General features: G+C 62.2%; 21 protein-coding genes. 18 read left to right on the forward strand and 3 right to left on the reverse strand.

The window, feature by feature from the left end:
* The first annotated feature begins 70 nt into the window (after nt 1-70).
* The 10 genes from EKH55_RS22560 to EKH55_RS22605 all read left to right on the forward strand — a co-directional run bounded on the left by EKH55_RS22560 (nt 71) and on the right by EKH55_RS22605 (nt 10,068).
* Nucleotides 71-937, forward strand: a complete 867-nt coding sequence (locus EKH55_RS22560; RefSeq protein ID WP_151613230.1) for a dioxygenase family protein — start codon at nt 71-73, stop codon at nt 935-937.
* Nucleotides 934-1,995 carry a maleylacetate reductase gene (locus EKH55_RS22565; RefSeq protein ID WP_151613231.1) on the forward strand — a complete coding sequence of 354 codons (1,062 nt, stop codon included), beginning with the start codon at nt 934-936 and terminating at the stop codon, nt 1,993-1,995. Before EKH55_RS22560 ends, EKH55_RS22565 begins: the two co-directional genes overlap by 4 nt.
* Before the next feature lie 39 nt (nt 1,996-2,034).
* On the forward strand, nt 2,035-3,315 hold the full coding sequence (locus EKH55_RS22570) for an ABC transporter substrate-binding protein (RefSeq protein WP_151613232.1): 1,281 nt from the start codon (nt 2,035-2,037) through the stop codon (nt 3,313-3,315).
* 55 nt (nt 3,316-3,370) lie between these two features.
* The gene (locus EKH55_RS22575; RefSeq protein ID WP_151613233.1) at nt 3,371-4,090 is read left to right on the forward strand and encodes an ABC transporter ATP-binding protein; all 720 of its coding nucleotides are present in this window, start codon (nt 3,371-3,373) and stop codon (nt 4,088-4,090) included.
* Nucleotides 4,090-4,809, forward strand: a complete 720-nt coding sequence (locus EKH55_RS22580) for an ABC transporter ATP-binding protein (protein WP_151613914.1) — start codon at nt 4,090-4,092, stop codon at nt 4,807-4,809. Before EKH55_RS22575 ends, EKH55_RS22580 begins: the two co-directional genes overlap by 1 nt.
* Nucleotides 4,796-5,659 (forward strand): branched-chain amino acid ABC transporter permease, encoded by an 864-nt coding sequence (locus EKH55_RS22585; protein ID WP_151613234.1) that lies wholly within the window; start codon nt 4,796-4,798, stop codon nt 5,657-5,659. Before EKH55_RS22580 ends, EKH55_RS22585 begins: the two co-directional genes overlap by 14 nt.
* Nucleotides 5,660-5,668: 9 nt before the next feature.
* A complete protein-coding gene (locus tag EKH55_RS22590) occupies nt 5,669-6,754 on the forward strand; it encodes a branched-chain amino acid ABC transporter permease (protein ID WP_151613235.1) in 1,086 nt (361 codons plus the stop codon).
* Nucleotides 6,747-8,501 (forward strand): FAD-dependent oxidoreductase, encoded by a 1,755-nt coding sequence (locus EKH55_RS22595; RefSeq protein ID WP_151613236.1) that lies wholly within the window; start codon nt 6,747-6,749, stop codon nt 8,499-8,501. Before EKH55_RS22590 ends, EKH55_RS22595 begins: the two co-directional genes overlap by 8 nt.
* An 8-nt stretch (nt 8,502-8,509) precedes the next feature.
* On the forward strand, nt 8,510-9,403 hold the full coding sequence (locus EKH55_RS22600) for an intradiol ring-cleavage dioxygenase (protein ID WP_151613237.1): 894 nt from the start codon (nt 8,510-8,512) through the stop codon (nt 9,401-9,403).
* A gap of 338 nt (nt 9,404-9,741) precedes the next feature.
* Nucleotides 9,742-10,068 carry a GYD domain-containing protein gene (locus EKH55_RS22605; protein WP_192803788.1) on the forward strand — a complete coding sequence of 109 codons (327 nt, stop codon included), beginning with the start codon at nt 9,742-9,744 and terminating at the stop codon, nt 10,066-10,068.
* Nucleotides 10,069-10,310: 242 nt separating this feature from the next.
* Here EKH55_RS22605 and EKH55_RS22610 read toward each other — a convergent pair whose 3' ends face one another.
* Nucleotides 10,311-11,561, reverse strand: a complete 1,251-nt coding sequence (locus EKH55_RS22610; RefSeq protein WP_151613238.1) for a bifunctional alpha/beta hydrolase/OsmC family protein — start codon at nt 11,559-11,561, stop codon at nt 10,311-10,313.
* Between the two features lie 265 nt (nt 11,562-11,826).
* Here EKH55_RS22610 and EKH55_RS22615 point away from each other — a divergent pair, with 265 nt between their 5' ends.
* From EKH55_RS22615 to EKH55_RS22655, 8 genes are all read left to right on the forward strand, one after another.
* Nucleotides 11,827-13,584 carry a cytochrome c biogenesis protein DipZ gene (locus EKH55_RS22615; RefSeq protein WP_151613239.1) on the forward strand — a complete coding sequence of 586 codons (1,758 nt, stop codon included), beginning with the start codon at nt 11,827-11,829 and terminating at the stop codon, nt 13,582-13,584.
* 413 nt (nt 13,585-13,997) lie between these two features.
* Nucleotides 13,998-14,801 carry an SDR family NAD(P)-dependent oxidoreductase gene (locus EKH55_RS22625; protein WP_151613241.1) on the forward strand — a complete coding sequence of 268 codons (804 nt, stop codon included), beginning with the start codon at nt 13,998-14,000 and terminating at the stop codon, nt 14,799-14,801.
* A 112-nt stretch (nt 14,802-14,913) separates the two neighbouring features.
* Nucleotides 14,914-16,491: an MFS transporter gene (locus EKH55_RS22630; protein WP_151613242.1), complete on the forward strand. Its 1,578-nt coding sequence runs from the start codon at nt 14,914-14,916 to the stop codon at nt 16,489-16,491.
* 72 nt (nt 16,492-16,563) lie between these two features.
* Nucleotides 16,564-17,502, forward strand: coding sequence for a GlxA family transcriptional regulator (locus EKH55_RS22635; RefSeq protein WP_151613243.1), 939 nt, complete (start codon nt 16,564-16,566; stop codon nt 17,500-17,502).
* Nucleotides 17,503-17,707: 205 nt separating this feature from the next.
* Entirely contained in the window at nt 17,708-18,754 is a 1,047-nt protein-coding gene (locus tag EKH55_RS22640) for an alpha/beta fold hydrolase (protein ID WP_151613244.1), read from the forward strand.
* Nucleotides 18,755-19,141: 387 nt separating this feature from the next.
* Nucleotides 19,142-19,558: an organic hydroperoxide resistance protein gene (locus tag EKH55_RS22645; protein ID WP_151613245.1), complete on the forward strand. Its 417-nt coding sequence runs from the start codon at nt 19,142-19,144 to the stop codon at nt 19,556-19,558.
* 212 nt (nt 19,559-19,770) lie between these two features.
* Complete coding sequence (locus tag EKH55_RS22650) at nt 19,771-20,436, forward strand: VOC family protein (protein ID WP_151613246.1); 666 nt, start codon at nt 19,771-19,773, stop codon at nt 20,434-20,436.
* Between the two features lie 155 nt (nt 20,437-20,591).
* Nucleotides 20,592-21,812 carry an NADH:flavin oxidoreductase/NADH oxidase family protein gene (locus EKH55_RS22655; RefSeq protein WP_246232000.1) on the forward strand — a complete coding sequence of 407 codons (1,221 nt, stop codon included), beginning with the start codon at nt 20,592-20,594 and terminating at the stop codon, nt 21,810-21,812.
* A gap of 127 nt (nt 21,813-21,939) precedes the next feature.
* Here the strand turns inward: EKH55_RS22655 and EKH55_RS22660 are convergent, their stop codons facing one another.
* Together EKH55_RS22660 and EKH55_RS22665 are read right to left on the reverse strand one after the other, a co-directional pair.
* A complete protein-coding gene (locus EKH55_RS22660) occupies nt 21,940-23,259 on the reverse strand; it encodes an ATP-binding protein (RefSeq protein ID WP_427915847.1) in 1,320 nt (439 codons plus the stop codon).
* A complete protein-coding gene (locus EKH55_RS22665) occupies nt 23,259-23,996 on the reverse strand; it encodes a response regulator (RefSeq protein WP_151613248.1) in 738 nt (245 codons plus the stop codon). The genes EKH55_RS22660 and EKH55_RS22665 overlap by 1 nt, the downstream gene beginning before the upstream one ends.
* Nucleotides 23,997-24,017: the final 21 nt, after the last annotated feature.

The raw sequence follows: 24,017 nt of genomic DNA on the forward strand, positions 1-24,017 counted from the left end.
GTCGAACATAATCATCAATCGCGATCACCATGACTGCTACCTTCCTTCAAGTCAGGTTGGAGGAGAGAGCATGCCGGATCGGATGGCATCAAGTTTCAGCGCATCAAACTCGTCGGAGATCTTTGCGCGGCGGCTTGCAGCATCCGGCGACGAACGGCTGCGGCAGGCGCTGGTGGCAGCCGTGGCACATCTTCACACGCTCGTGAGGGAACTGAAGCCAACCTCGTTGGAGTGGCGCAGCGTCATCTCGTTCCTGACCGAAGTGGGCCATGCCTGCGATGAGCGCCGGCAGGAATGGGTGTTGTTGTCGGACCTATTAGGCGCTTCGGCGCTTGTCGAGGAGGTCAACGGGCGGCGCCCGAAACTGGCGACGCCGAACACTGTCCACGGCCCGTTTTTCCGTGCCGATGCGCCGGTGCTTCCCCTCGGCAGCGACATCTCGCTGGATGGCGTCGGCGAACGGCTCGCCGTTACGGGCCGCGTGCAGGATCTCGACGGAGAGGCGATCGCCGGTGCCGAGATCATTACCTGGCAGGCGAACTCCGCGGGCCTCTACGAGAACCAGCAGCCGGATCTCCAGCCGGAGTTCAATCTGCGTGGGACATTCAGAACGGACGACGAGGGCCGCTTCCATTATCTGACTGTTAGACCCTCCGGATACAGCGTGCCGGACGACGGTCCGGTCGGGGGGCTCCTCAGGAAAGCGGGCCTGCCGCTTCGCCGTCCGGCTCATCTGCATTTCATGATCAGGGCGGCCGGCTTCGAGACGATCGTCACCCATCTCTATGATGGGAGCGACCCGCATCTTCACCAGGATGCGATCTTCGGCGTCAAACCGGAGCTTGTGTGTCACTTCGAGCGTGCGGCGGAAAAGCCATCCTGGCGGCTCGATTTCACCTTCGTCCTGGCACGGTCGAAACAGGGAGCGCAGTGGTGAAGCACGAATTCGTCTACAGCACCAGCCCGGCCCACATCGTCTTCGGTGAGGGCAAAAGCGCCACCACCGGCGAATGGATAGAGAAAATCGGCTGCCGCCGCGCTCTCGTTCTCTCGACTCCGCAGCAGCAGGCGGACGCCGAAGAGCTCGCGGCACTGCTCGGCCCCCGTGCCGTCGGCGTGTTCGCCCGCGCCGTGATGCATACGCCCGTGGACGTGACCGAGCAGGCAATGGAGACCGTCCGGCAGACCGTCGCGGACTGCGTCGTCTCACTCGGAGGAGGTTCGACAACCGGGCTTGGCAAGGCGATCGCCTACCGCACCGACTTGCCGCAGATCGTGATCCCCACCACCTATGCCGGCTCGGAGGTGACGCCGATCCTCGGTCAGACGGAGCGAGGCGTGAAGACGACGGTCCGCGGTGCCAGCATCCTTCCCGAGGTCGTGATCTACGACCCGTCGTTGACGACCGGTCTCTCGGTCGCAATGAGCGTCACCAGCGGTCTCAACGCGATGGCGCATGCGGTCGAGGCGCTCTACGCGAAGGACCGCAATCCGATTTCGTCGCTGATGGCGGTCGAGGGGCTGCGTGCTTTTAAGACCAGCCTGCCACAGATCGTCCAGACGCCCCAGGATCTGGAACAGCGCTCGGAGGCGCTTTACGGCGCCTGGCTCTGCGGCACGGTCCTCGGCACCGTCGGCATGGCCCTGCATCACAAGATTTGCCACACGCTCGGTGGCAGCTTCGACACGCCGCACGCCGAAACCCACGCGATCATGCTGCCGCACACGGCGGCGTTCAACGCGCTCGCCGTGCCGGATCTGCTCGCGCCTGTTGCCGATATTTTCCGGGGCGCGGTCGGCGGCGGCCTCTGGGATTTCGCCAAGAATATCGGCGCGCCGCTGGCACTGAAGGGACTCGGATTGTCCGAGGCCGATCTCGACCGTGCTGCCGAGATTGCAACGGAACAGCCTTACTGGAATCGGCGGCCGATCGACCGGCAATCCATTCGGGCGCTCCTGCAAGATGCCTGGGAGGGCAAGCGGCCGGCTGATTGATGACGCCATTCGGGAGGAGAGGCAATGGGAGGAGGAACCATGCTGACGAGACGTAACTTTCTGAAGACGACGGCTGCCGGGAGCGCCGTCGCGGTGACAGCCGGATTGCCGATGCCGGCGATTGCACAGGATGCGCCGGTGAAGCTCGGCTACGTCAGCCCGCAGACCGGGCCACTGGCCGCCTTCGGCGAAGCGGACAAATTCGTGATCGAGGGATTTCTGGCCACGGCCAAGGCGAGGGGGTTGAACTACGAGGTCGTCGTCAAGGACAGCCAGTCGAACCCGAATCGGGCAGCGGAAGTCGCCAAAGAACTGATCGTTGACGACGAGGTCAATCTGGTCCTCGTCGCCTCGACCCCGGAAACGACCAATCCTGTCGCGACAACCTGTGAGAGCGAGGGGACGCCCTGCATTTCGACGGTGGCGCCGTGGCAGCCCTGGTTCATCGGGCAGCAGGGCAATGCCGCTGATCCCGCCTCGTGGAAGCCGTTCGACTACGCCTATCATTTCTTCTGGGGACTCGAGGACGTCATCGCGGTCTTTACCAATATGTGGTCGCAGGTGGAGACCAACAGGAAGGTCGGCGGCCTGTTTCCGAACGACGGCGATGGCAATGCCTGGGGCGACGAGACCGTCGGCTTCCCGCCGGTGCTCGAAAAAATGGGCTATGCGCTGAGCGATCCCGGCCGCTATCAGAACATGACGGACGACTTCTCGGCACAGATCAATGCGTTCAAGTCCGGGCAGTGCGAGATCATCACCGGCGTCGTCATCCCGCCGGATTTCACCACGTTCTGGAACCAGGCCAAGCAACAGGGCTTCGTGCCGAAGGTCGCGTCGATCGGCAAGGCGCTTCTCTTTCCGCAAGCTGTCGAGGCGCTCGGCAAGGCCGGCCACAATCTCTCGTCAGAGGTCTGGTGGTCGCCGAGCCATCCGTTCACATCGTCGTTAACCGGCGAGACTTCCGCTCAAGTGGCCGAGGCCTTCACAAAGGCCACGGGGCGACCTTGGACGCAGCCGATCGGCTTTGCCCACGCGCTCTTTGAACTGGCCGTCGACGCGCTGTCGCGGGCGGAGGACCCGACGGACGGCGACGCGGTCGCCCAGGCGATCGCGGCCACGCGTCTCGACACGCTCGTGGGCCTGATCGCTTGGGACGGCAAGAACCTGCCGCCCTTCGCCGCTAAGAACGTCGCCAAGACGCCGCTCGTCGGCGGCCAATGGCGGCTGAAAGACGACGGCGGCTACGATCTCGTTATCACCGACAACAAGACGGCGCCGAACATTCCGGTCGCCGGCAAGATGGAAGCGATCGCCTGAGTGTGGAGTGTCGGCGGCGCCGTGCCCGCGGCCCCACCGGCTCGGAGGAACAACCATGTCCCTGTTGCAACTCGAGAGCGTCTCGAAGCGGTTCGGCGCCTTGACGGTCGCCGACGAGATCAGCTTTTCCGTCGGCGAAGGCGAAGCGCTTGGCATTATCGGCCCGAACGGCGCCGGCAAGTCGACCCTCTTCAACCTGATCACCGGCAACATCGCGGCCGATACCGGCACGATCCGCTTTGGCGGTGCCGACGTGACTCGCGCGCCGCCGATGGCGCGCTGCCTCTACGGCATGGGGCGGACCTTCCAGATCCCGCAGCCGTTCGAGAAGCTGACCGTCTTCGAGAACCTTCTCGTGGCGGGGAGCTTCGGGGCGCAGCGGAGCGAGGCCGGCGCCTACGATCGCTGCGCCGGGATCCTTGCCGACACCGGCTTGCTCGACAAGGCAAACGTGCCGGCCGGATGCCTGACGCTCTTGCAGCGCAAACGGCTGGAGCTTGCCCGCGCGCTCGCGACCGAACCCCGGCTCCTGCTTCTCGACGAGATAGCCGGTGGGCTCACGGAGGCCGAATGCCACGCGCTGGTCGCTACCATCCGCGCCATTCATGCGAAGGGCGTCGCCGTCATCTGGATCGAGCATGTACTGCATGCGCTGACATCCGTCGTGGAGCGGCTTCTCGTCCTCAATTTCGGCCGGGTCGTCGGCATTGGGGCGCCTACAGACATCATGGCTTCGCGCACCGTTCGAGAGATCTATCTGGGGATCGAAGTATGATGGCGCTCCTCGAGACCAGAGGGCTCAAAGCCTTCTACGGTGATTTCCAGGCACTGTTCGGGGTCGATATCTCAGTCGCCAAGGGTGAAACGATCGCCATCATCGGCGCGAACGGCGCCGGCAAAACGACCCTGATGCGCGCGATTTCCGGCGTGCTCGCAAGCGATCCTGACGCGATCCTCTGCCGCGGCAAGCCGATCGGTGCTCTGGCGGCGCCCGATATCTTGGCTCACGGGATTGCGATGGTCCCGGAGGGGCGTCGTCTGTTTCCGTCGCTGACCGTGGAGGAAAACCTGCTGATCGGCGCCTATAACCGCAGGGGCGGCGGCACCTGGACGCTGGAGAGCGTCTATGCGCTCTTCCCGGTCCTCAGGGAACGCCGCAGCAACCCGGCGACGGCGCTGTCCGGCGGCCAGCAGCAGATGGTGGCGATAGGCCGGGCGCTGATGTCCAATCCGGACATCCTGCTTTGCGACGAGACCAGTCTTGGCCTCGCGCCGGTCGTAGTGCGCGACATCTACGCCGCCTTTCCTCGCATTCGTGCTTCCGGGGCGTCCATCGTCATCGTCGAGCAGGACATTGGCCAGGCGCTGAAGGTCGCGAGCCGTGTCTATTGCATGATGGAAGGGCGCATCACCCTCTCCGGCCGTTCAGAAGAGCTCAGTCGCGACCAGATCCATGCAGCCTATTTCGGAGCGGAACGCCATGAGCTTCATTGACACGATCGTCCAGGGCGTGCTGCTCGGCAGTCTCTATGCACTTTTTGCCGCGGGCCTGAGCCTCGTTTTCGGCATCATGCGGCTCGTCAACCTCGCCCATGGCGACCTGATCGTCCTCGCCGCTTTCCTACTTCTCGTCCTGGTGACGGGTCTCGGGCTTCACCCCTTCATCGCGGTCCTGGTTGCTGCACCGCTGATGTTTGGCGCAGGCTGGGCTCTGCAATACGTCCTCCTTAACCGGACACTGGGGAAGGACGTCCTGCCGCCGCTGCTCGTCACCTTCGGCCTGTCGATCGTCATCCAGAACAGCCTGCTCGAGGGGTTTTCGGCCGACAGCCGCCGTATTTCCGCCGGCGTGCTCGAAACGGCCTCGATCGGCTTCGGTCCTGTCACCGTCGGCTTCATGCCCCTGATGGGTTTCCTGTCGGCGGTCGCCGTTAACGTCGGCCTGAATCTGCTGATTTACCGGTCGGCAATCGGCCGTGCCTTCCGGGCGACATCAGACGACGCGGTGACGGCGGGACTGATGGGTATCCGGCCGCAGCGGATCTTCGCGATGGCGACCGGCCTTGCGATGGTGGTGGTGACGATCGCCGCCCTCTATCTCGGCACCCGTGCGAATTTCGATCCAACCGCAGGGCCTGTACGGCTGATCTACGCCTTCGAGGCGGTGATCATCGGCGGACTCGGCTCGCTCTGGGGCACGCTCGCCGGCGGCGTGATCCTTGGCGTTGCACAGACCCTCGGCGCCGCCGTCAATCCCGAATGGCAGATCCTCGCCGGACATCTCGCCTTCCTCGCCGTTCTCCTGATCAAGCCGCGTGGTCTCTTTCCGCGCGCGGTCGACTGAGGTACCTCTATGTCCATCGCGATCCCTTCCTTCAAGGTCGAAACCCGCACGAGAGCCTCGTCCTTCTCGGCGCTGATCGGCGCTGCCGTTCTGGCTCTCGCCGTCGCAGCCCCATTCCTCGTCCCTCGCGGCGCGGTGCAGGATCTCTTTTTCATTCTCACAATGCTGGTGCTGGCGCAGAGCTGGAACCTGCTGGCGGGCTATGCCGGCCTCATCTCCGTGGGCCAGCAGGCCTTCGTCGGCTTCGGCGCCTACACCATGTTCGGCGCGGTCATCCTGTTCGGGATCGATCCGATCGTCGCAATCCCGATTGCGGGTCTCTTCGGCGCGCTTCTCGCCATCCCGACGGCCTTCTTCACCTTCAGGCTCTATGGACCCTATTTTGCAATCGGCACGTGGGTGGTGGCCGAAGTCGTCCGGCTCCTTCTTGCCCAATGGAAGGCGCTCGGTGGCGGCACCGGAACCTCGCTGCCGCGCGAAGCAACGCGAGACATGGCCGGCGTCGGCCTGCTGCGCGACCTTTTCGGTATGAAGGCGACCCAGGCGGGCGACGCGCTTACCTATTGGCTGGCACTCGTTCTCGCCGCCGCCACCATAGGCCTCATCTACCGCCTGCTTCGCAGTAGGCAGGGGCTGGGGCTCGCGGCCGTGCGCGACAACGAGCAGGCGGCGCGCGCCGTCGGCGTCGATGCGCGGCGGACGAAGGCACTGGTCTATCTGACGACGGCCTTTCTGACCGGGCTCGCCGGCGCGCTGATCTACGTGCAGAAGGCCCGGATCTCGCCGGACGCGGCCTTCTCCGTCACCGACTGGACGGCATATGTGATCTTCATCGTCGTCATCGGCGGGATAGGCACGATCGAAGGACCGATCGTGGGTGTCGTAATCTTCTTTCTCTTGCAGAACCTGCTGTCCGACTACGGTTCCTGGTATCTGCTAATGCTGGGCCTCATCGGCATTCTCATCATGCTTTTCGCGCCGCGCGGTCTTTGGGGCGCCTTCTCCGACAGAACCGGCATACAACTCTTTCCGGTCCGCCGCATGCTCGTCGGCGGTCCGCTCGCTCATTCGCATAAGGGAGGGCCACATGGCTGACATTACCACCGACGTGCTCATCATCGGCACCGGACCCGCAGGCTCCGCCACCGCAGCGCTGCTTTCGACCTACGGTGTCGAGAACATGGTGATCAATCGTTACCGCTGGCTCGCGAACACGCCGCGCGCCCACATTACCAATCAGCGCACCATGGAGGTGTTGCGCGACCTCGGCCGCGACGTGGAGGATGAGGCTTACATGTTCTCCGCTGAGCAGGACCTGATGGGCGAGAACGTCTTCTGCACCTCGCTTGCCGGCGAGGAGATCGGCCGCATGAAGAGCTGGGGCAAGCATCCGCTCTCGCGCGCCGAGCACCAGCTTTCATCACCGAGCCTGATGAACGATTTGCCGCAGACCTTCATGGAGCCGCTTCTGTTCAAGACGGCCTGCTCGCGCGGCACGCAGGCGCGAATGTCGACCGAGTATGTCAGCCACGAGCAGGACGAAAGCGGTGTCACCACCACCTGTGTCGATCGGCTGACCGGCAAGGAGTTTACTGTCCGCTCGAAATATCTGATCGGCGCCGACGGCGGCAACTCCAAGGTCGCCGAGCATGCGGGCTTGACCTACGAAGGGCGGATGGGCGTCGCCGGCTCGATGAACATCCTGTTCGAGGCAGATCTTTCGCGCTACGTCGCCCATCGTCCCTCGGTGCTATACTGGGTGCTGCAGCCCGGCGCAGACGTCGGTGGCATCGGCATGGGGCTCGTGCGGATGGTGCGGCCCTGGCATGAATGGTTGATCGTCTGGGGTTACGACATCAACCAGCCGGTCCCGGACGTGGACGAGGCCCATGCGAAGAAGATCGTGCGCGATCTCGTCGGCGTTTCCGACCTGGAGGTGACGATCAAGTCGGTCTCCACCTGGACGGTCAACAACATGTATGCGACGAGCGTGTCGAACGGACGCGTCTTCTGCATGGGCGACGCCACGCACCGCCATCCACCCTCCAATGGGCTTGGTTCCAACACCTCGATCCAGGACGCCTTCAATCTCGCCTGGAAGCTGGCTTTCGTACTCAAAGGCCAGGCTGGGGAGAAGCTGCTCGACAGCTACAGCACCGAGCGCGCTCCGGTCGCCAAGCAGATCGTCACCCGCGCCAACAAATCGATCGAGGAATTCGGGCCCATCTTCAAGGCGCTGGGTCTGCTCGATTCCATCGACCCGGTGAAGATGCAACAAAACATGGACGCGCGCTGCAACAACACGCCGGCGGGCGAGGAGCAGCGCGCGGCGATCCGTAAGGCGATCGCGGCAAAGATCTACGAATTCGATGCCCACGGCGTCGAGATGAACCAGCGCTACCGCTCGGATGCCGTCGTCACGGATGGCCAGCCCGAGCCGCCGTTTGCCAAGGACCCGGAACTGCATTTCCAGCAGACCACCTGGCCGGGCGCGCGCCTGCCGCATGCCTGGATCTTCTGCGAGGACGGCCAGAAGGCTTCGACGCTCGATCTTGCCGGGCACGGGAGGTTCACCGTTCTGACCGGCATCGGCGGGCAGGGATGGATCGAGGCGGCGAAGGTCGTCGGCCGCGCGCTCGGTATGGATATCGAGGCGCATGTCATTGGACCGCGTCAGCACTGGCAGGACCTGACCGGCGATTGGGCCAATCTCAGCGGGGTGCGCGACAGCGGCATCGTGCTCGTGCGCCCCGATCATCACGTATGCTGGCGGCGCGAGACAATTTCGGACGATCCGGTTGCTGAGCTCCTCCGTGTCGTGACGACAATTCTTGGGAAGTGAGGGTGCCGATGGACGCGCATGAAAAAGGTTTTTTCACCGAAGAGAATTCGGTCGAGGTGGTGACCGGTCGCAACAGGAACGCCAAGAACGAGCGGATGAAGCAGATCATGGAGGTGGTAACGCGCAAGCTGCACGAGGCCGTGAAGGAAATCGAACCGACGCAGGAGGAGTGGTTGGAGGCGATCCTGTTCCTGACGCGCACCGGTCAGATGTGCAACGAGTGGCGGCAGGAGTTCATCCTGCTTTCCGACACCCTCGGCGTGTCGATGCTGGTCGATGCCATCAACAACCGCAAACCGTCGGGTGCGTCGGAAAGCACGGTGCTCGGGCCGTTCCACGTCAAGGACGCGCCGGAACTCGAAATGGGCGCGAATATCTGCCTCGACCAGAAGGGCGAAGACATGGTGATCTCGGGAAGGATCCTCGACACCGAGGGCAAGCCGATCGAGGGCGCGGTGCTCGACGTCTGGCAGGCGAATGACGAGGGTTTCTATGACGTCCAGCAGCTCGGCATCCAGCCCGCATTCAACCTACGCGGTGTTTTCCGGACGGGCGGCGACGGGCGGTACTGGTTTCGGGCGGTCAAGCCGAAATACTACCCGATCCCGAACGACGGTCCGGTTGGCCAGATGTTGGAGCACCTCGGGCGCCACCCCTACCGTCCGGCGCATCTCCATTACATTATCAAGGCCGAAGGGTACGAGACCCTGATCACCCATATCTTCGACCCCAATGACCCTTACATCAACTCGGATGCGGTCTTCGGCGTGAAGGAAAGCTTGCTGGCTGAGTTCAAGCACACCCGCGATCCTGCCCGTGCAATGAACTTCGGCTTCAAAGCCGACTTTTGGGATGTGGAGCACGATTTCGTGTTAGCGCGAGTCGGAGGAAAATGTTCGTAACAGCGCCACCCCGCTGAACAAGCAGCGGGGTGGCCCGCCGGCTGAAGGCGGTTCGAGTCGCCGCAACGTTGGTGGGAGGCGGGGATAAGTTGGAGGCGTTTGAGTGCGCAATAGCAGACATACAGGCGGGACAGTTCGGAGGACTGCTTCGGGTCGATCTTTCCGGTTCGATCCGCCGCGGACGGGGTGATTTCTACAGTCTTCTGTCTCGGGGCCAGGCAGGGATTGCCGCCGCGGCAGAGAAGCGGCAAGGTTGAAACCATGCGCAGGATGAATCCGGTCTCGCGTTCTTCCCGGCTTGGGCATTGACTGCATTGTTCTGACAGAGGAGGCAAACCATGGCCATGTATCTCACGCGCTTCAGCTACACGCCCGAGACATGGGCGCGCATGATCGAAAACCCCGAGGATCGGCGTGGGGCGGCGCGTACGTATATAGAGTCGGTAGGCGGAAAGCTCCATGGGTTCTGGTACGCCTTCGGCGAGCATGATGGTTGGAATCTGTGGGAGGCGCCTGACAACGTTTCGATGGCGGCGGTCGCGCTTGCGATCGGCGCAGGAGGCGCGCTCAGCTCCATCGAAACCACTGTCCTCCTCAGCGTCGAGGATACGATCGACGCCCTGGGAAAGGCAAAGTCGATTCGGTATCGTCCGCCGGCGGCGTAGGCGCCAAGCCAAATGAACTTCATGAGTATGTCGGTTTCCCGCGCGCAGTCCTTTTGACTTGCGCCAGAGGCGTAGAATGTCCGCAACGGTGGAGGGCGGAAGTTGGTGAGTAGCTTGCTGAGCGACAGCAATGCACGCCTGAAGCCGACACTTCGACCTGACGGGATCGTTCTCTTTCTGTGGAGACCGCACAAGATATTCATAACATATCGGTAAAACGTCCTTAGCCAACGCCGTCGAGGCTATCGTTCTGTCACTCGGGATTCTGATTTCACCACAGTTTTTATCTTCGCCACAGCTTCGAGCGTGCGATGCACAGGGCACTTGCCGGCAATCTCGGCAATCTTGTCGCGAAGCTCATCGGAGACCTCGCCATCGACGAAAATGACGCGCTCGAAACGATCGATCCGGGCGCCACTGCTGCGTTCCGATTCGGCACACTCTTCGCAGTCCCTGGCATGGATCTTCGCGTGCGAGACGTCGACCCCGATTCGCCCGAGAGTCAACTTTTTGTGGTCGGCATATAGACGCAACGTCATCGACGTGCAGGCGCCAAGTGCGATTGACAGGAAGTCATAAGGCGATGGTCCGGAATCGAGCCCGCCCACGCTTTCGGGTTCGTCCGCGAATAGCCGATGGCTGCCGGCCTGGACCGCGTTTTGAAACCTGCCTTCGCCTGTTTCCGTCACGCGCACGTGTTCGATAGACGCAGTCCCTTGCGGCGCGTCGGTGGCCAGATAACGCGTCAGCCACCCCGAAATGATCCGACCGGCGAAGGCCGCATCCTCGGAATTCGTGAGCAGGTGGTCGGCCTTGTCCAACGAAACAAAGCTCTTTGGATGTTTGGCCGCGAGGAAGATTTCAGTTGCATTTTCGATACCGACCGTCTGATCCAGCGGTGCGTGAAGGATGAGGAGCGGCTTTTTCAAACGCGCAACCGCATCCTTGATGCGCTGTGCACGCGCGTCCTCGACAAATTGCTTTCTAATAAGGAACTTGCGTCCGGCAAGATCGACTTCGGCCGCACCGCTCCTCTCGATCTCCTCGAGGCTCGTTCCGAATTTCTTCAGCACGTGGCCCACGTCTGCCGGCGCCCCGATTGTTGCCACGGCGCGCACTTCAGGAATGTCCTTGGCGACGGCCAGGACCGCTGCGCCGCCGAGCGAGTGGCCGATCAGCAACGACGGTGCCTGATAGCGGTGGCGTAAATAGTCGGCGGCTGACAGAAGGTCGGCAACATTGGAGGAGAAATTCGTCGAGGCGAATTCACCTTCGCTCGATCCCAGCCCCGTGAAATCAAAACGCAGGACAGCGATGCCTTCGCGCCCAAGCTCCGCTGCAATCCGGCGCGCTGCCGCCAGGTCCTTGGAACAGGTGAAGCAATGGGCAAACAATGCGTAGGCCCGCAAAGGTCCGTTGGGGAGGTCGAGGCGGGCGGCGAGGGTTGCGCCGGAATGGCCGGCAAATTGGAGCCGTTGCGTATCGAAAGCCATGGGGCCACTCCTTCACTTCAAGGAAATGACAGTCAGGCGACCGATTTTATCGGTGTTATTGGACGGCTCTGTGGCCGCTCATATAGGCGCAGGTCCACGAATACGCCCGGCATGATTCCATTTCTCGTCGATGCTCAGTCTGCATTCTGGTACAGATCCACTTGGGAGACGACACAAGCGGGATACTTTCCTCTGGTCCCATGCTGCACGTGTCAAGTGCGACCGGTGTCGGATTGAGGCATCGGTCCTCTGCAGAGGGACGACGATGATCCTGTTCATTATTGCCTATCTTGCCGGCGTGCTGACGATTGTCAGCCCCTGCATCCTTCCGGTCTTGCCTTTCGTGTTTTCTCGAGCTGGTCAGCCATTCGCGAGAAGTATTCTTCCGATGCTCCTAGGCAAAGTGGTGACATTCGCGGGTGTGGCAACGCTTGCCGCTATTGGTGGGGATTGGGCGGTGCAGGCGAACGAAGCCGGCCGATATGCAGCAATTGTTGTGCTCGCGGTTTTCGGCTTAATGCTGCTTTCGCCCCGGATCGCGGCGGTGGTCACTCGTCCGGCAGTCGCGCTTGGCAACCGCCTCTTCCAAAGGGCGGCCGCGAAGGCGAGCGTCGGAGCATCCCTGCTTCTCGGCGTCGCAACCGGACTTCTTTGGGCGCCCTGCGCCGGCCCGATTCTGGGGCTGGTCCTGACCGGCGCCGCGCTCCATGGGGCGAACGTTGGGACGACACTTCTGCTGGTAGCCTACGCTGCGGGCGCGGCTACTTCGCTGGCGCTGGCTGTGCTCGTCGGCGGCAAGGTATTCGCCTCGATGAAGCGGTCGTTCGGTCTCGGCGAGCGTCTTCGCCAAGGCCTCGGTATCGCGGTGCTGGCGGGCGTCATGGCAATTGCGCTCGGCCTCGACACGGGGCTGCTTGCGCGCCTGTCCTATGCGGGCACGACGAGCCTCGAACAGTCGCTCCTGAACCGGCTCCGCGGCCGCTCCTCCCAAGCGACGGCGAGCCATCGTGCCGCACCAGTCACGGATTTTCAGCAGCAGACCTATCGTAGCAACCTACCGGTCGAAGGGGCCTTCCCGCCGCTGGAGGGCGCCGTAACGTGGCTCAACTCCGAGCCGCTGACGGTCAAGCAACTGCGCGGCAAGGTCGTGCTCGTCGATTTCTGGACGTACTCCTGCATCAACTGCATCCGAACGGTGCCCTATGTTCGAGCCTGGGCTGAGAAGTACCGGAACCAGGGGCTGGTGGTGATCGGCGTGCATGCACCTGAATTCGCCTTCGAAAAACGTATCGACAACGTCAAGCGGGCAGTCCGCGATTTCGGGATCAGCTATCCCGTCGCGATTGACAACGACTATGCGATCTGGCGCGCCTTCGGGAACAGTTATTGGCCGGCGCACTATTTCATCGATGCAGAAGGACGGATCAGGCACCATCACTTCGGCGAGGGTGATTACGCGCAGTCGGAGCGCGTCCTTCAGGAATTACTGGCGGAAGCAGCAGGCAGCCGCAGGGGTGATGGCGGCCTTGTGACGCCCGATGCCAAGGGCGCCGAAGCAGCCCCCGATTTCGCCAACCTCCAGTCCGGCGAGGACTATGTCGGCTACATGCGCGCCGGCAATTTCGTGTCGCCCGAAGGTGTAGCAGCCGATGAGGCGCGCGACTACACAGTCGGAAAGCCGCGCCTCAATCAGTGGGGCCTCGCTGGCAACTGGACCGTCGGCGCCGAGCAGGCGACAATCAATCGCTCTGGGGGATCAGTCACGTACAGGTTCAGCGCGCGCGACCTGCACCTCGTCCTCGGCCCAGGGGTGAGAGGCAGGCAGATCCGTTTTCAGGTGACGGTCGACGGCGGCGCTCCGGGTCCACATCACGGTTCGGATATCGGCCCCGACGGCAGCGGAACGGTGAGCGAGACGCGCCTCTACCAGCTCGTGCGCCAGTCGGGTGAAGTGCGAGAGCGCACTTTCGAGATCCGCTTCCTCGATCCGGGCGCGGAAGTCTTCGTTTTCACGTTCGGATGAGCGACAGGAAACTCGAACAGTGAAGAATGCGGCCCGTGGGTCGATCCGGAACTTCGTGAACATCACAATCACTATGGTCAGTAAAAGAGGAGAGGTCTGATGCGCAAATTTGTGATGATCATTGCAATCATCGGGCTCGCTGCCGCGCCTTGTGCCTGGGACACCGATCCGCGAAAGCCGTCCGCAGTCGCGACGCTATTCGCCAGGCCGATGTCGCCGGCAGATGCGAGTGCGGTGCCGGCAAAACCTGAAACCAACCGCAACAGTCCCCCTGATGGCTGGCCAGATAATAACGGGCCTGCTACCCCCCCCTTGGTGAGAGCATGGCCTAAAATGCCGGATATATGACATTTGAGACATTGCACTTTGCCCCTACTATGGCGGCTCCAAACTCAAAACGAATGGAGCCTGTCATGACCCAGCATTCGAAAGGCACCGCGCTGATCACCGGCGCTTCCTCCGGCATCGGCGCGATTTATGCCAATCGCCTCGCGCGGAGGGGATATGATCTGATCCTCGTCGCCCGCAGCCATGCCCGCCTCGATGAACTGGCCAAGCGCCTGACCGACGAGACCGGCCGCGCCATCGAGGTGATTGCGGCAGACCTCGGCAACAAGGCTGACCTGGGCCGCGTCGAGAAGGTGCTTCACGACGACGCCAGCATCACCCTACTCGTCAACAATGCCGGCGTCGGTGCGACCGCGCCGCTGCTCGCATCCGATGTCGACAAGATGGAAGAGATGATCACGCTCAACGTCAATGCGCTCACGCGGCTGACCTATGCAGCGGTCCCCGGTTTCGTTGAACGTGGCGGCGGCGCGATCATCAATATTGCTTCGATTGTCGGCATCGCGCCGGAGGTGCTGAACGGCGTCTACGGCGGCAGCAAGGCTTTCGTGCTTGCCTTCACCCTGTCGCTCCAGAAGGAACTTGCCGACAGAAATATCCGCGTACAGGCAGTACTCCCGGGCGCAACGGCGACCGATTTCTGGGGCATAGCCGGCACGCCCTTGGAGCACGTGCCGAGCGAGATCGTCATGCCCGCAGAGGACATGGTGGATGCCGCGCTCGCCGGTTTCGATTTCGGAGAGCGGATCACCATTCCTTCACTGCCCGATGCCGCCGATTGGGATGCCTACGAAGCGGCGCGCCAGAAGCTTATCCCGAACCTTTCCCTCAACGTGCCTGCAACCCGCTACCGAGCCGGGATCAGTTAAAGCGCAGTCCGAGAGCAACGGGCCGGCACGTGCGTTCCGACGTCCTTCCAGGCGTCTGACCTGCCGGCTCGATAATCGGGCGGCGCTGCGGCGGCGGTAAGGGAGATCTGAAATGAGCACGCCAGCTTTGACGGTTAGAAATGCGCTGTTCCTTGCCACGGGTTTGGCGGGATCATTCCTGGTGAACCTGTCAGCGCAGTTCGCATCGACCAACATCGCCGATATTCAGGGAGGTCTTTCTTCCACCGCGGACGAGGGCTCCTGGATACTCACCTCCTATATCATGGGCAGTTGCGTCGGGGTCGTAACGTCTGGCCTGTTGATTGGGGCATTGAGCATCGGCCGTTATCTGGTTGTAAGTTCAATTTTGTTCGCAGGTGCGGCGATCGCCTGTGCGATAACGACCGACGTCGGCACCATGATTGCTTTCCGTTGTGTGCAGGGCTTCGCAGCGGGCGGGTTCGGGCCTGCGGCGTTCGTGGCAATCTTTATGGTCGCCGGCGGCCCGCGACTGCCCTATGCAGTCATCATCCTGGCATTTGCGCTCCTCTTTGCCGGAACGGCAGGGCCTGTGGTCTCCGGTTTCGTCGAGGACAGTTTCGGCTGGAGAGCTCTATTCCTGATTCAGGGGGCTATCGGCGCGCTGCTGGCGTTTGCCGCCCGTCTATGGGTACCGCACAAAGCGTCCAGCTGGTCGGCGCTCAAGGCCGATTGGGTGACCATTACGCTGTTGTCGCTTGGCCTGACGAGCCTGGTGCTGGTCCTCAATCAAGGCACGCGCCGGTTCTGGTTCGACAGCGAAATCATCGTTTGGGGCACGCTCGTATCCGTCGCGGCCTGGGTCGGCATAATATTCGCGATCCGCTTTTCCCAGCTGCCGTTTATAACGCCGAGGTTGCTTGTCACTCGGAGTTTCGGCATTCCGATAGGACTCAATTTCCTGTTGCGTGCCGGCCTGGTGGTAAGCTCCTATCTGGTGCCGCAGTTCCTTGGGATCGTGCAAGGCTATCGCCCGCTCGAAGTCGCCGAACTGATGCTGTGGGCGGCGGCGGCGCAGTTGATCGTTCTCCCGCTGGTCTGGTGGTTCCTGCATCTGTTCGATCTGCGCGTGACAATGGGACTGGGCGTCGCCCTGCTGGCCGTCGGTACAATGCTCATGGTGAATGGCACGGCGTTCTCTGCCGGTGAACAGTATTGGCAGGCGCTCGCCATCTATTCGGCGGGCCAGCTCTTGCTCTTGGCCCCGGCTATGGTTGTCGGCACGGCGAGCCTTAAGCCTGCGGACCTCCCGACGGCATCGCTCGTATTCAATGCAAGCAATCTGGTCGGAACGACGCTCGGCATCGGCTTCATTTCGAACTTCGTCATCGAGCGTCAGAAGTTCCATTCCAGCGCCCTTGCCGAAAGCGCGTCGCTCGACGACGCCCTCGGGGCAGATCGGATCTCCAGTCTCGGAGCTCTTGCGAGCCGAGCGGCCGACAATGTTGGCGCCTGGGCGGCCTCGCAAATTGCTTCCGCAGCACAACGGCAGGCATGGGCGCACGCTTTTGCAGATGGCTTTCTTCTCGTCGCCATCATGTTGATGCTCGGCACCGTGGCGGTCTTTGCGATAGGCCGTTCGCCGCCACTACGCCGCGCGGTCAAGATCTCTCCGGATGAACCGCCGCCGCGTGGGGAAGTCTGCTCGTGACGGCGTGGAATAGTGGTTTATGCCATGTCGCAAATATCGTATATCCCGCAATTCCAGACAGGGAATTGCACCATGCATCGGATCGGCTTTGTTGTCTTTCCAAGATTCCAGCTCATGGGCTTCGCGGCGGTCACTGCCTTCGAGATGGCGAACGTCGCCCTTGGTGAGCCGGTCTATGAGATAGAGTTGCTTTCGGAGAGGGGCGGAGAGGTCAAGTCGTCAGCCGGCTTCGGCGTCCTCACGAAATCGTTTGACCATACCCCTTATGACACCGTGATGTTCGGCGCCGGGACGACTATCGAGCCGATCACGCCGGGAATGATCGAGTTCGCGCGTCACGCGCTGGAAACGGCGCGGAGGGTGGCAGCGCCATGTACCGGCGCCTTCGTGCTTGCGGAGTCGGGCCTGTTGGATGGGCGCCGTGCAACGACGCACTGGGCCTTTGCGCGCCAGTTGCAGGAGCGCTTCCCGGCAGTAAAGGTCGAAGAGGACCGCATCTTCATCGTCGACGGCAGCATATGGACGTCTGCCGGGATGACCGCCAGCATCGATCTCGCGCTCGCGATGATCGAGAAGGACCACGGCCAGGAGGTCGCTCGCTCGGTCGCGCGCAAGCTTGTCGTCTATCATCGGCGTGCCGGCGGCCAGTCGCAGTTCTCGGCGCTGCTCGAGCTCGACCCGAAGTCTGACCGGATTCAGCGATCGATCGACTACGCCAAGGCAAACCTCAGCAGCGTCCTGTCGGTGGAAGAACTGGCGGATGCGGCGGGATTGAGTGCGCGCCAGTTCAGCCGTGCGTTTCGGGCCGAGACAGGACAGTCGCCCGCCAAGGCCGTGGAGAATCTCCGGGTGGAGGCGGCCCGGCTGATGATGGAGCAGGGCCGGCATTCCATGGACGTGATCGCCGAGGAAACCGGCTTTGCCGATCGCGATCGCATGCGCCGGGCCTTTCTTCGCGCGCTTGGCCAGCCGCCCCAAACGATCCGACGGAATGCGCGTGAGAGCGCATAGGCAGCCAGGAAGCTGCCGAATGAATGCTTGGATGGGAAGCTTCACCCGGACCTCGGCGGGCGCAGACGCGCGGCATGAGATTGTATCTCAATGTGTCTGCCCGCCTGATTTCGACATAGGCTTTCAAATTACACCGACGGCGGACACAGTGGAGGTAAGTCGGTGCCCGCATCTGCTGCTGTCTTCATTCAGTCGGGGAAAATCGATGACAGAGGAAATCAACCGCCCGCGGCGGCATTTCATCGGGATAGCGACACTGGCCGTTGCTGCCGTGCAGCTCGGCATGACGAGTATCGCCCAAGCGCAATCAGCGAGCCAGATCCGCATTCCCGCGACCGCGCCTGGGACGAGCACGTCCTTCGCCTCGCTCAAGCAGATCCACGCCGGCGTCCTGAATGTCGGCTATGCCGAGCTCGGTGCGGGTGAAGCGCCGGCGGTCATTCTTCTGCATGGCTGGCCCTACGACATCCACACCTATTTCGATGTGGCGCCGCTGCTGGCGGCGGCCGGCTATCGGGTGATCGTCCCCTATCTGCGCGGCTACGGGACGACGCGTTTCCTGTCGCCCGACACGCCGCGCAATGGCCAGCAATCGGCGATTGCCGCCGACATCATCGCCTTGATGGATGCGCTAGGGATCGAGAAGGCGATCATCGCCGGATGTGACTGGGGAGCGCGGACCGCCAACATCATCGCCGCGCTCTGGCCGGAGCGCTGCAAGGCCCTGGTTTCCGTGAGCGGCTATCTGATCGGCAGCCGTGAAGCCAACAAGATGCCGCTGCCGCCCGGCGCCGAGCATGCCTGGTGGTACCAGTTCTACTTCGCCACCGAACGCGGGCGCGCCGGCTACGAGAGAAACCGGAAGGAATTCGCGCGCCTCATCTGGCAGCTCGCATCGCCGAAATGGAGTTTCGACGATGCCACCTTCAACCGCAGCGCGGCGGCGTTCGAGAACCCGGATCACGTCGATATCACGATCCACAATTACCGCTGGCGGATCAGCCTCGCCGACGGCGAGCGGAAATATGACGTTCTGGAAGAACGGCTCGCCAAATTCCCGTTGATCGGCGTTCCGACGATCACGTTGGAGGGCGATGCCAACGGCGCCCCGCATCCCGAGCCCGCAGCCTATGCCAAGAAGTTCCCGGGCAAGTACGAGCATCGGCTGATTACGGGCGGCATCGGCCATAACCTGCCGCAGGAAGCACCGCAGGCCTTTGCCCAGGCCGTCGTTGACGTCGATCGTTTCTGATCACTTTTGCCCGTGTGTCTTCCAGGCCCACAAAGGTCGCTGTACACTTCTCGGAGCCCTTCCAGTTAATCGGGAAGGGCCCCAGTTGCTGCGCGCTTTAGCGTGCGCTTCCAAACAGCGTTTCCAGGAAAAAGGGCGTAGCGGTTTTTTCGTACGGAATTCGCGTAGTTCCAAAGAGTAGATCATTTCACTCTTTCAACTGCACGGAAACGATGTAGCACCGGTTTCGTATCGCAGTGTGTCCATTCCGCGTTCTGCCAGCATTCGCTTACTTTTCGGCCGCATCACGAAACATGCCATACACGTGCGCAGCGGCATATGTGCCTCGACAGTCGGACAAGGCAATCGCGCCTCGGCGTCATCAACCCTGTCGCAAGGAAGGACACTATGACCGCGATCGAAAAGGTACTTTACACCGGCAAGACGCACACCACCGGTGGTCGTGACGGCGCATCCCGCAGTAATGATGGACGCCTGGACGTCAAGCTCTCGTCACCCGGCAGTTCGCGGCCGGGGACCAATCCGGAGCAGCTTTTCGCCGCCGGTTGGTCGGCCTGCTTCATCGGGGCGATAGGGAAGGCTGCAAGCGAGCGGAAGGTGACGCTGCCGGCCGATCTGGCGGTGGATGCCGAAGTGGATCTTGGCAACGGCGCCGGCGGCTATTTCCTGGGGGCACGCCTCAATGTGAGCATGCCCGGCATCGACCGCGACACCGCTCAGGCGCTGGTCGACAGGGCGCATCAGACCTGCCCTTATTCCAAGGCCACGCGCGGCAATATCGAGGTCGCGATCAACATCGTCTGAGGTGAAGAGGATGCTCCCGACCCGAGAGCCTCTGATCGGGGGCGCCATCGTCGAGATACCACGAGTTCCAAGGAGGGACTCGGGCGATTTAGCCATATCGGCGCTTCGGAACAGCCACAGGTGTTCACCGAGGAGCTCCTAAGCCTGAGCTAACGCACGAGGGAAACACTGGTGGCGCTGTGCGCGTCTACCAAAACAGAAGGAGAAAAGCCATGGTCACTGACAACGAGAGCGAGAGAGCGCGGCCGCTCGACATGAAGCTCGAGGTCATCGTTGTCCCCGTATCGGACGTCGATCGCGCGAAGGAATTCTACGGTAGCCTCGGCTGGCGGCTCGATGCCGAATTCGCCGACGGCGACGACTACCGGGTGATTCAGTTCACCCCGCCCGGATCCGGCGCCTCGGTCATCTTCGGGAAGAATATCACCGACGCGGAACCCGGCTCCGCCCAGGGACTGTACCTCATCGTCTCAGACATCGAGGCCGCCCGCGAGGACTTCCGTCATCGCGGCGTCGACATCAGCGAAGTGTTCCACGCGGGCAACGAGCATGCCGGGGACGACGAGCCCTATCTGTTCGGGCGGCTCCGGGTCGACGGTACTGATCCCGACCGCCGCAGCTACCGCTCCTACGCCTCCTTCAGGGATCCGGATGGTAATGGCTGGCTCCTCCAAGAGGTCACCGCGCGGTTGCCCGGACGCATCGATGCGGCCGCCACGACATTCGCCTCGGTCGCTGATCTTGCGAGCGCGTTCCGCCGTGCCGAGGCCGCCCACGGAGAATACGAAAAGCAGCTCGGCCATCGGGACGAGGACTGGCCTAGCTGGTACGCCGACTACATGGTCCGAGAGCAAACTGGCGCGCCGGAGCCGTCATGATCGGCTGGCGGCTAATGAAGAGTTGCAGCAGCAGGGCGGGCTCGGCCGCCCTGCTGTCTTGGGACTACGCCGTCGACTCATAAACCCGGAACCAGAGCCGGATGACGATGGGTGGTGCCGAGAGACTTCGCGGATAAAAATGAAAGCTTTTGGTCGTGGAAATTCAAATGCAACGCTGTGGAAATCTGTTCGAACCGCTGCAACTGCCTTGCGGGCTAATCCTGAAAAATCGGATTGCGAAATCAGCGATGTCGGATTCCTTAGGCGACGGGACCGGCCATCCGACTGCCGAACAGATCAGGCTGTATCAGCGCTGGGCCGCAGGTGGGTTGGCCGTATCCATAATCGGTGAGGTGCAGCTCACCGCCGGTTACGCCGAGAACCCCGGCAATCTGGTACTTGATGGGGCCTCCGAGCTTGACCGGTTCCGCGAACTTGCCCGACATGGCGGCGAAAACGGCACCAAGCTTTGGCTGCAACTCGGTCACGCCGGAGCGCTAGCGTACGCGCCGACGAGTAACCCCAAGGGCCCGAGTGCCCTCGATCTGCCGGGTCTGCGCTGCGCGGAAATGACATTGGACGAAATGCGTCAACTGCCGTCGGAGTTCGCGAGGACAGCCTGGTTGGCACAGCAGGCCGGTTTTGGCGGCGTGCAAATTCATGCGGCGCACGGATTCTTGCTCAGCCAATTCCTTTCGCCATTGTTCAACAAGCGCAGCGACGAATACGGAGGGGCAATCGCCAATCGCATGCGTCCTCTGCTGGAGGCTATCGAAGCAACCCGCGCAGCTGTCGGCCCGGATTTTCCCATCGCCGTGAAACTCAATTCCTCAGACCAGCTTGAGGGCGGGTTCGACAAGGAAGACGCGCTTGAGGTGGTGGCGGCGCTGGACCGGTCTTCGGTCGACCTGATCGACATTAGCGGCGGGACTTACTTCCCCGGAGCAAAGTCTGCCTCCGACGGAACGGGACGCGGACCCTACTTCCTCGAATTTGCAAAGCGCGCCCGCGCGGTAACGACCAAGCCCCTTATGCTGACAGGCGGTTTCAAGACGCGCGCGCAAGCCGAGGACGCTGTGGCAAATGGGGCGGTTGACATAGTCGGTCTTGCGCGCGCGCTCGTCCTCGAGCCTTCACTTCCCGACCTCTGGAAAGCAGATCGGAAACTTGAACCGTTCTTTCCCAAATTCTCCGATCCCCCGGAGGGCGGGGTGACCGCGTGGTATACGATGCGGCTGACCGAGATCGGCGCTGACAAAGAAACGCCGGTTTTCGGCGATCTCGGCCAGGCAATCCGAGACTATGAAGCGCGCAACAAATCTCGAACAAAAATTTGGTTGCGTCACTTTGCCAATAATGTCGTTGGACAACCCTGAATGGTGGTCCGCAGCTATGCCATCGTTGTCCAGATACCGACTTCTTGGTCAAATTGATCAGCCTTGGGGTCCATGTCGATTACGGTCATCGGCTAGGATCGTTTTCGAGTACATGGCCTAGTCTAGTCTACTGGGGGAGGGCGATTTCCGCCGCCAAGCCGCCACCTTCGCGGTTGCGCAGAGTGAGTGTTGCGCCGATCGCGGTCGCGAGCTGTTGGGCGATTGCAAGACCGAGGCCGGTCCCACCCGTGTCGCGGCTGCGGGACTGCTCCAAGCGGAAGAAGGGCTTCAGGACAGCTTCCAGCTGACTTTCCGGAATGCCGGGGCCGCGATCGAGCACTTTGATGATCACGGCGTCGTCGCGGCGCTGCACCTCGATATCGGCATTGCATGCAAATTTCAGCGCATTGTCGATGAGGTTCGTGAGAATGCGTTTCAAAGCCTGCGGCCGGGTCACGATTGCGCCGTCTGCCAAATCGCCGAGCGTAACCGCCTTGCCGATGTCCTGATAGTCATAGGCGATACTCTCGATGAACGAGGCGAGATCGATGCGTGAGGCTTTTTCCTCCTTGCCGTGGGCGCTGCGCGCATAGGCGACCCCTTCCTTGACGAGGCGTTCGACTTCGCCGAGATCCTGAATGAGCTTGTCTTTGTAGACGGAATCCTCGGCCATTTCGGCGCGGAGCTTCATGCGGGTGATCGGCGTTTGCAAATCATGCGAGATCGCCGCGAGAATCTGCACGCGCTCCTCAAGATATTGGGCGATGCGATCGCGCATCGCGTTGAAGGCCGTGGCCGCATAAGCCACTTCCGTCGGCCCCGCCTCGCTGAGGCGCGGCGTATTCCTGTTCGGGTCCAGAGTGTCGGCGGCTCTCGCCAGGTTGGCAAGAGGACGGATGGCCTGGCGCATGGCGAGCCAGCTGCACAATACCAGGAGGGAAAGCTGCGCGAGGAGCACGTAAGGCAGCCAGTCGGCCACAGGCATGACGCCCCTTGGGGTGACGTCTATCGTCAGCGGTTCGCCGTCGCTCAAGCGCAGATGCGCCTGAAGACGGCGGCCTGCCCCCGGGATCGATTCGACCTTGATCGGGTATTTTGCACCTATTGCACCCCGGATCTTCGACGCCACCTCGGCGTCGTCCGGCTTGAGTACAGGGGTGCCGGGGATGCCCGGCCCCAGAACGAACCGATAGGAGCCGCGAGCGAGTTGATCGAGCCAGCCGGCGCGTTCGGCCGCAGGCAGCCGATCGAGGATAGCGATCGATGTCGCGACGTCGTTCTCGAGCGTATTGAACATCACCGACCTCGCGGCGACGTAGCGCTCCGAAAACAGCACCGCAAACGACATGGCGTGAGCGATCGCCAAGCCCGCAAGAAGAATAATGAAGAGCCGCGCCCTGAGCGTGCGCGGCCATACACGAATTCCTTTGAGAACCGCGGGCGGCATCAACGCGGCTCCAGGATTTCGACCGGCGTTGAGAAAACATAGCCTTCGCTGCGGACGGTTTTGATATAGGTAGGCTCGCGGGCATCGTCGCCAAGGCGCTGGCGAACGCGGCTGACCAGGAGATCAATGGAGCGGTCGAAGAGTTCGGCCTCGCGTCCCTGTGTCAGATTGAGCAGTTGGTCACGGTTGAGGACGCGTTGCGGGTGGTCGACGAAGACGCGCAGCAGCCGGTATTCGGCGCCGCTCAGCGCAATGGCCGTGCCGTCGGCATCGATGAGGTGCCTTGCGGTCGTATCAAGCTTCCAATCACCGAAACGCAGTACCTGGCCGGCCTCCGAGATCTGCAGGTTTGGAGGCAGCATGCGCGCACGCCGCAGGACCGCCTTGATGCGGGCAAGCAACTCGCGCGCCGAGAACGGCTTGGCAAGGTAGTCATCCGCGCCCATTTCCAGCCCGATGATGCGATCCATCTCGTCGGAGCGGGCGGTCAGCATGACAATCGGTGTCGCTTTGTGTTTTCCCACCCGCAGCTCGCGGCTTAGAACGAGCCCATCGTCGCCTGGCATCATGAGGTCGAGAACAATGAGATCGACCGTGTTGGCCTCGAGGAACGCGCGCATCTGGCGCCCGTCGGCGACGGCGGTAACGCGCAGACCGTTCTTCTTCAGGTAGCTCGACACGAGCTCCCGGATTTCTCGATCGTCATCGACGACCAAGATGTGATCGATGTGCTCCATGACGCAATCTCCACCGTTCGA

This window comes from Sinorhizobium alkalisoli (assembly GCF_008932245.1).
In the GTDB taxonomy this organism is placed as follows: domain Bacteria; phylum Pseudomonadota; class Alphaproteobacteria; order Rhizobiales; family Rhizobiaceae; genus Sinorhizobium; species Sinorhizobium alkalisoli.

What these genes read in the sequence shown, in the direction of transcription:
- EKH55_RS22665 (WP_151613248.1), bottom strand. Translation starts at nt 23,996, where the DNA reads ATGGAGCACATCGATCACATCTTGGTCGTCGATGACGATCGAGAAATC.
- EKH55_RS22590 (WP_151613235.1), top strand. Translation starts at nt 5,669, where the DNA reads ATGTCCATCGCGATCCCTTCCTTCAAGGTCGAAACCCGCACGAGAGCC.
- EKH55_RS22630 (WP_151613242.1), top strand. Translation starts at nt 14,914, where the DNA reads ATGAGCACGCCAGCTTTGACGGTTAGAAATGCGCTGTTCCTTGCCACG.
- EKH55_RS22585 (WP_151613234.1), top strand. Translation starts at nt 4,796, where the DNA reads ATGAGCTTCATTGACACGATCGTCCAGGGCGTGCTGCTCGGCAGTCTC.
- EKH55_RS22560 (WP_151613230.1), top strand. Translation starts at nt 71, where the DNA reads ATGCCGGATCGGATGGCATCAAGTTTCAGCGCATCAAACTCGTCGGAG.
- EKH55_RS22650 (WP_151613246.1), top strand. Translation starts at nt 19,771, where the DNA reads ATGGTCACTGACAACGAGAGCGAGAGAGCGCGGCCGCTCGACATGAAG.
- EKH55_RS22580 (WP_151613914.1), top strand. Translation starts at nt 4,090, where the DNA reads ATGGCGCTCCTCGAGACCAGAGGGCTCAAAGCCTTCTACGGTGATTTC.
- EKH55_RS22610 (WP_151613238.1), bottom strand. Translation starts at nt 11,561, where the DNA reads ATGGCTTTCGATACGCAACGGCTCCAATTTGCCGGCCATTCCGGCGCA.
- EKH55_RS22625 (WP_151613241.1), top strand. Translation starts at nt 13,998, where the DNA reads ATGACCCAGCATTCGAAAGGCACCGCGCTGATCACCGGCGCTTCCTCC.
- EKH55_RS22570 (WP_151613232.1), top strand. Translation starts at nt 2,035, where the DNA reads ATGCTGACGAGACGTAACTTTCTGAAGACGACGGCTGCCGGGAGCGCC.
- EKH55_RS22640 (WP_151613244.1), top strand. Translation starts at nt 17,708, where the DNA reads ATGACAGAGGAAATCAACCGCCCGCGGCGGCATTTCATCGGGATAGCG.
- EKH55_RS22595 (WP_151613236.1), top strand. Translation starts at nt 6,747, where the DNA reads ATGGCTGACATTACCACCGACGTGCTCATCATCGGCACCGGACCCGCA.
- EKH55_RS22645 (WP_151613245.1), top strand. Translation starts at nt 19,142, where the DNA reads ATGACCGCGATCGAAAAGGTACTTTACACCGGCAAGACGCACACCACC.
- EKH55_RS22660 (WP_427915847.1), bottom strand. Translation starts at nt 23,259, where the DNA reads ATGCCGCCCGCGGTTCTCAAAGGAATTCGTGTATGGCCGCGCACGCTC.
- EKH55_RS22600 (WP_151613237.1), top strand. Translation starts at nt 8,510, where the DNA reads ATGGACGCGCATGAAAAAGGTTTTTTCACCGAAGAGAATTCGGTCGAG.
- EKH55_RS22605 (WP_192803788.1), top strand. Translation starts at nt 9,742, where the DNA reads ATGGCCATGTATCTCACGCGCTTCAGCTACACGCCCGAGACATGGGCG.
- EKH55_RS22635 (WP_151613243.1), top strand. Translation starts at nt 16,564, where the DNA reads ATGCATCGGATCGGCTTTGTTGTCTTTCCAAGATTCCAGCTCATGGGC.
- EKH55_RS22575 (WP_151613233.1), top strand. Translation starts at nt 3,371, where the DNA reads ATGTCCCTGTTGCAACTCGAGAGCGTCTCGAAGCGGTTCGGCGCCTTG.
- EKH55_RS22615 (WP_151613239.1), top strand. Translation starts at nt 11,827, where the DNA reads ATGATCCTGTTCATTATTGCCTATCTTGCCGGCGTGCTGACGATTGTC.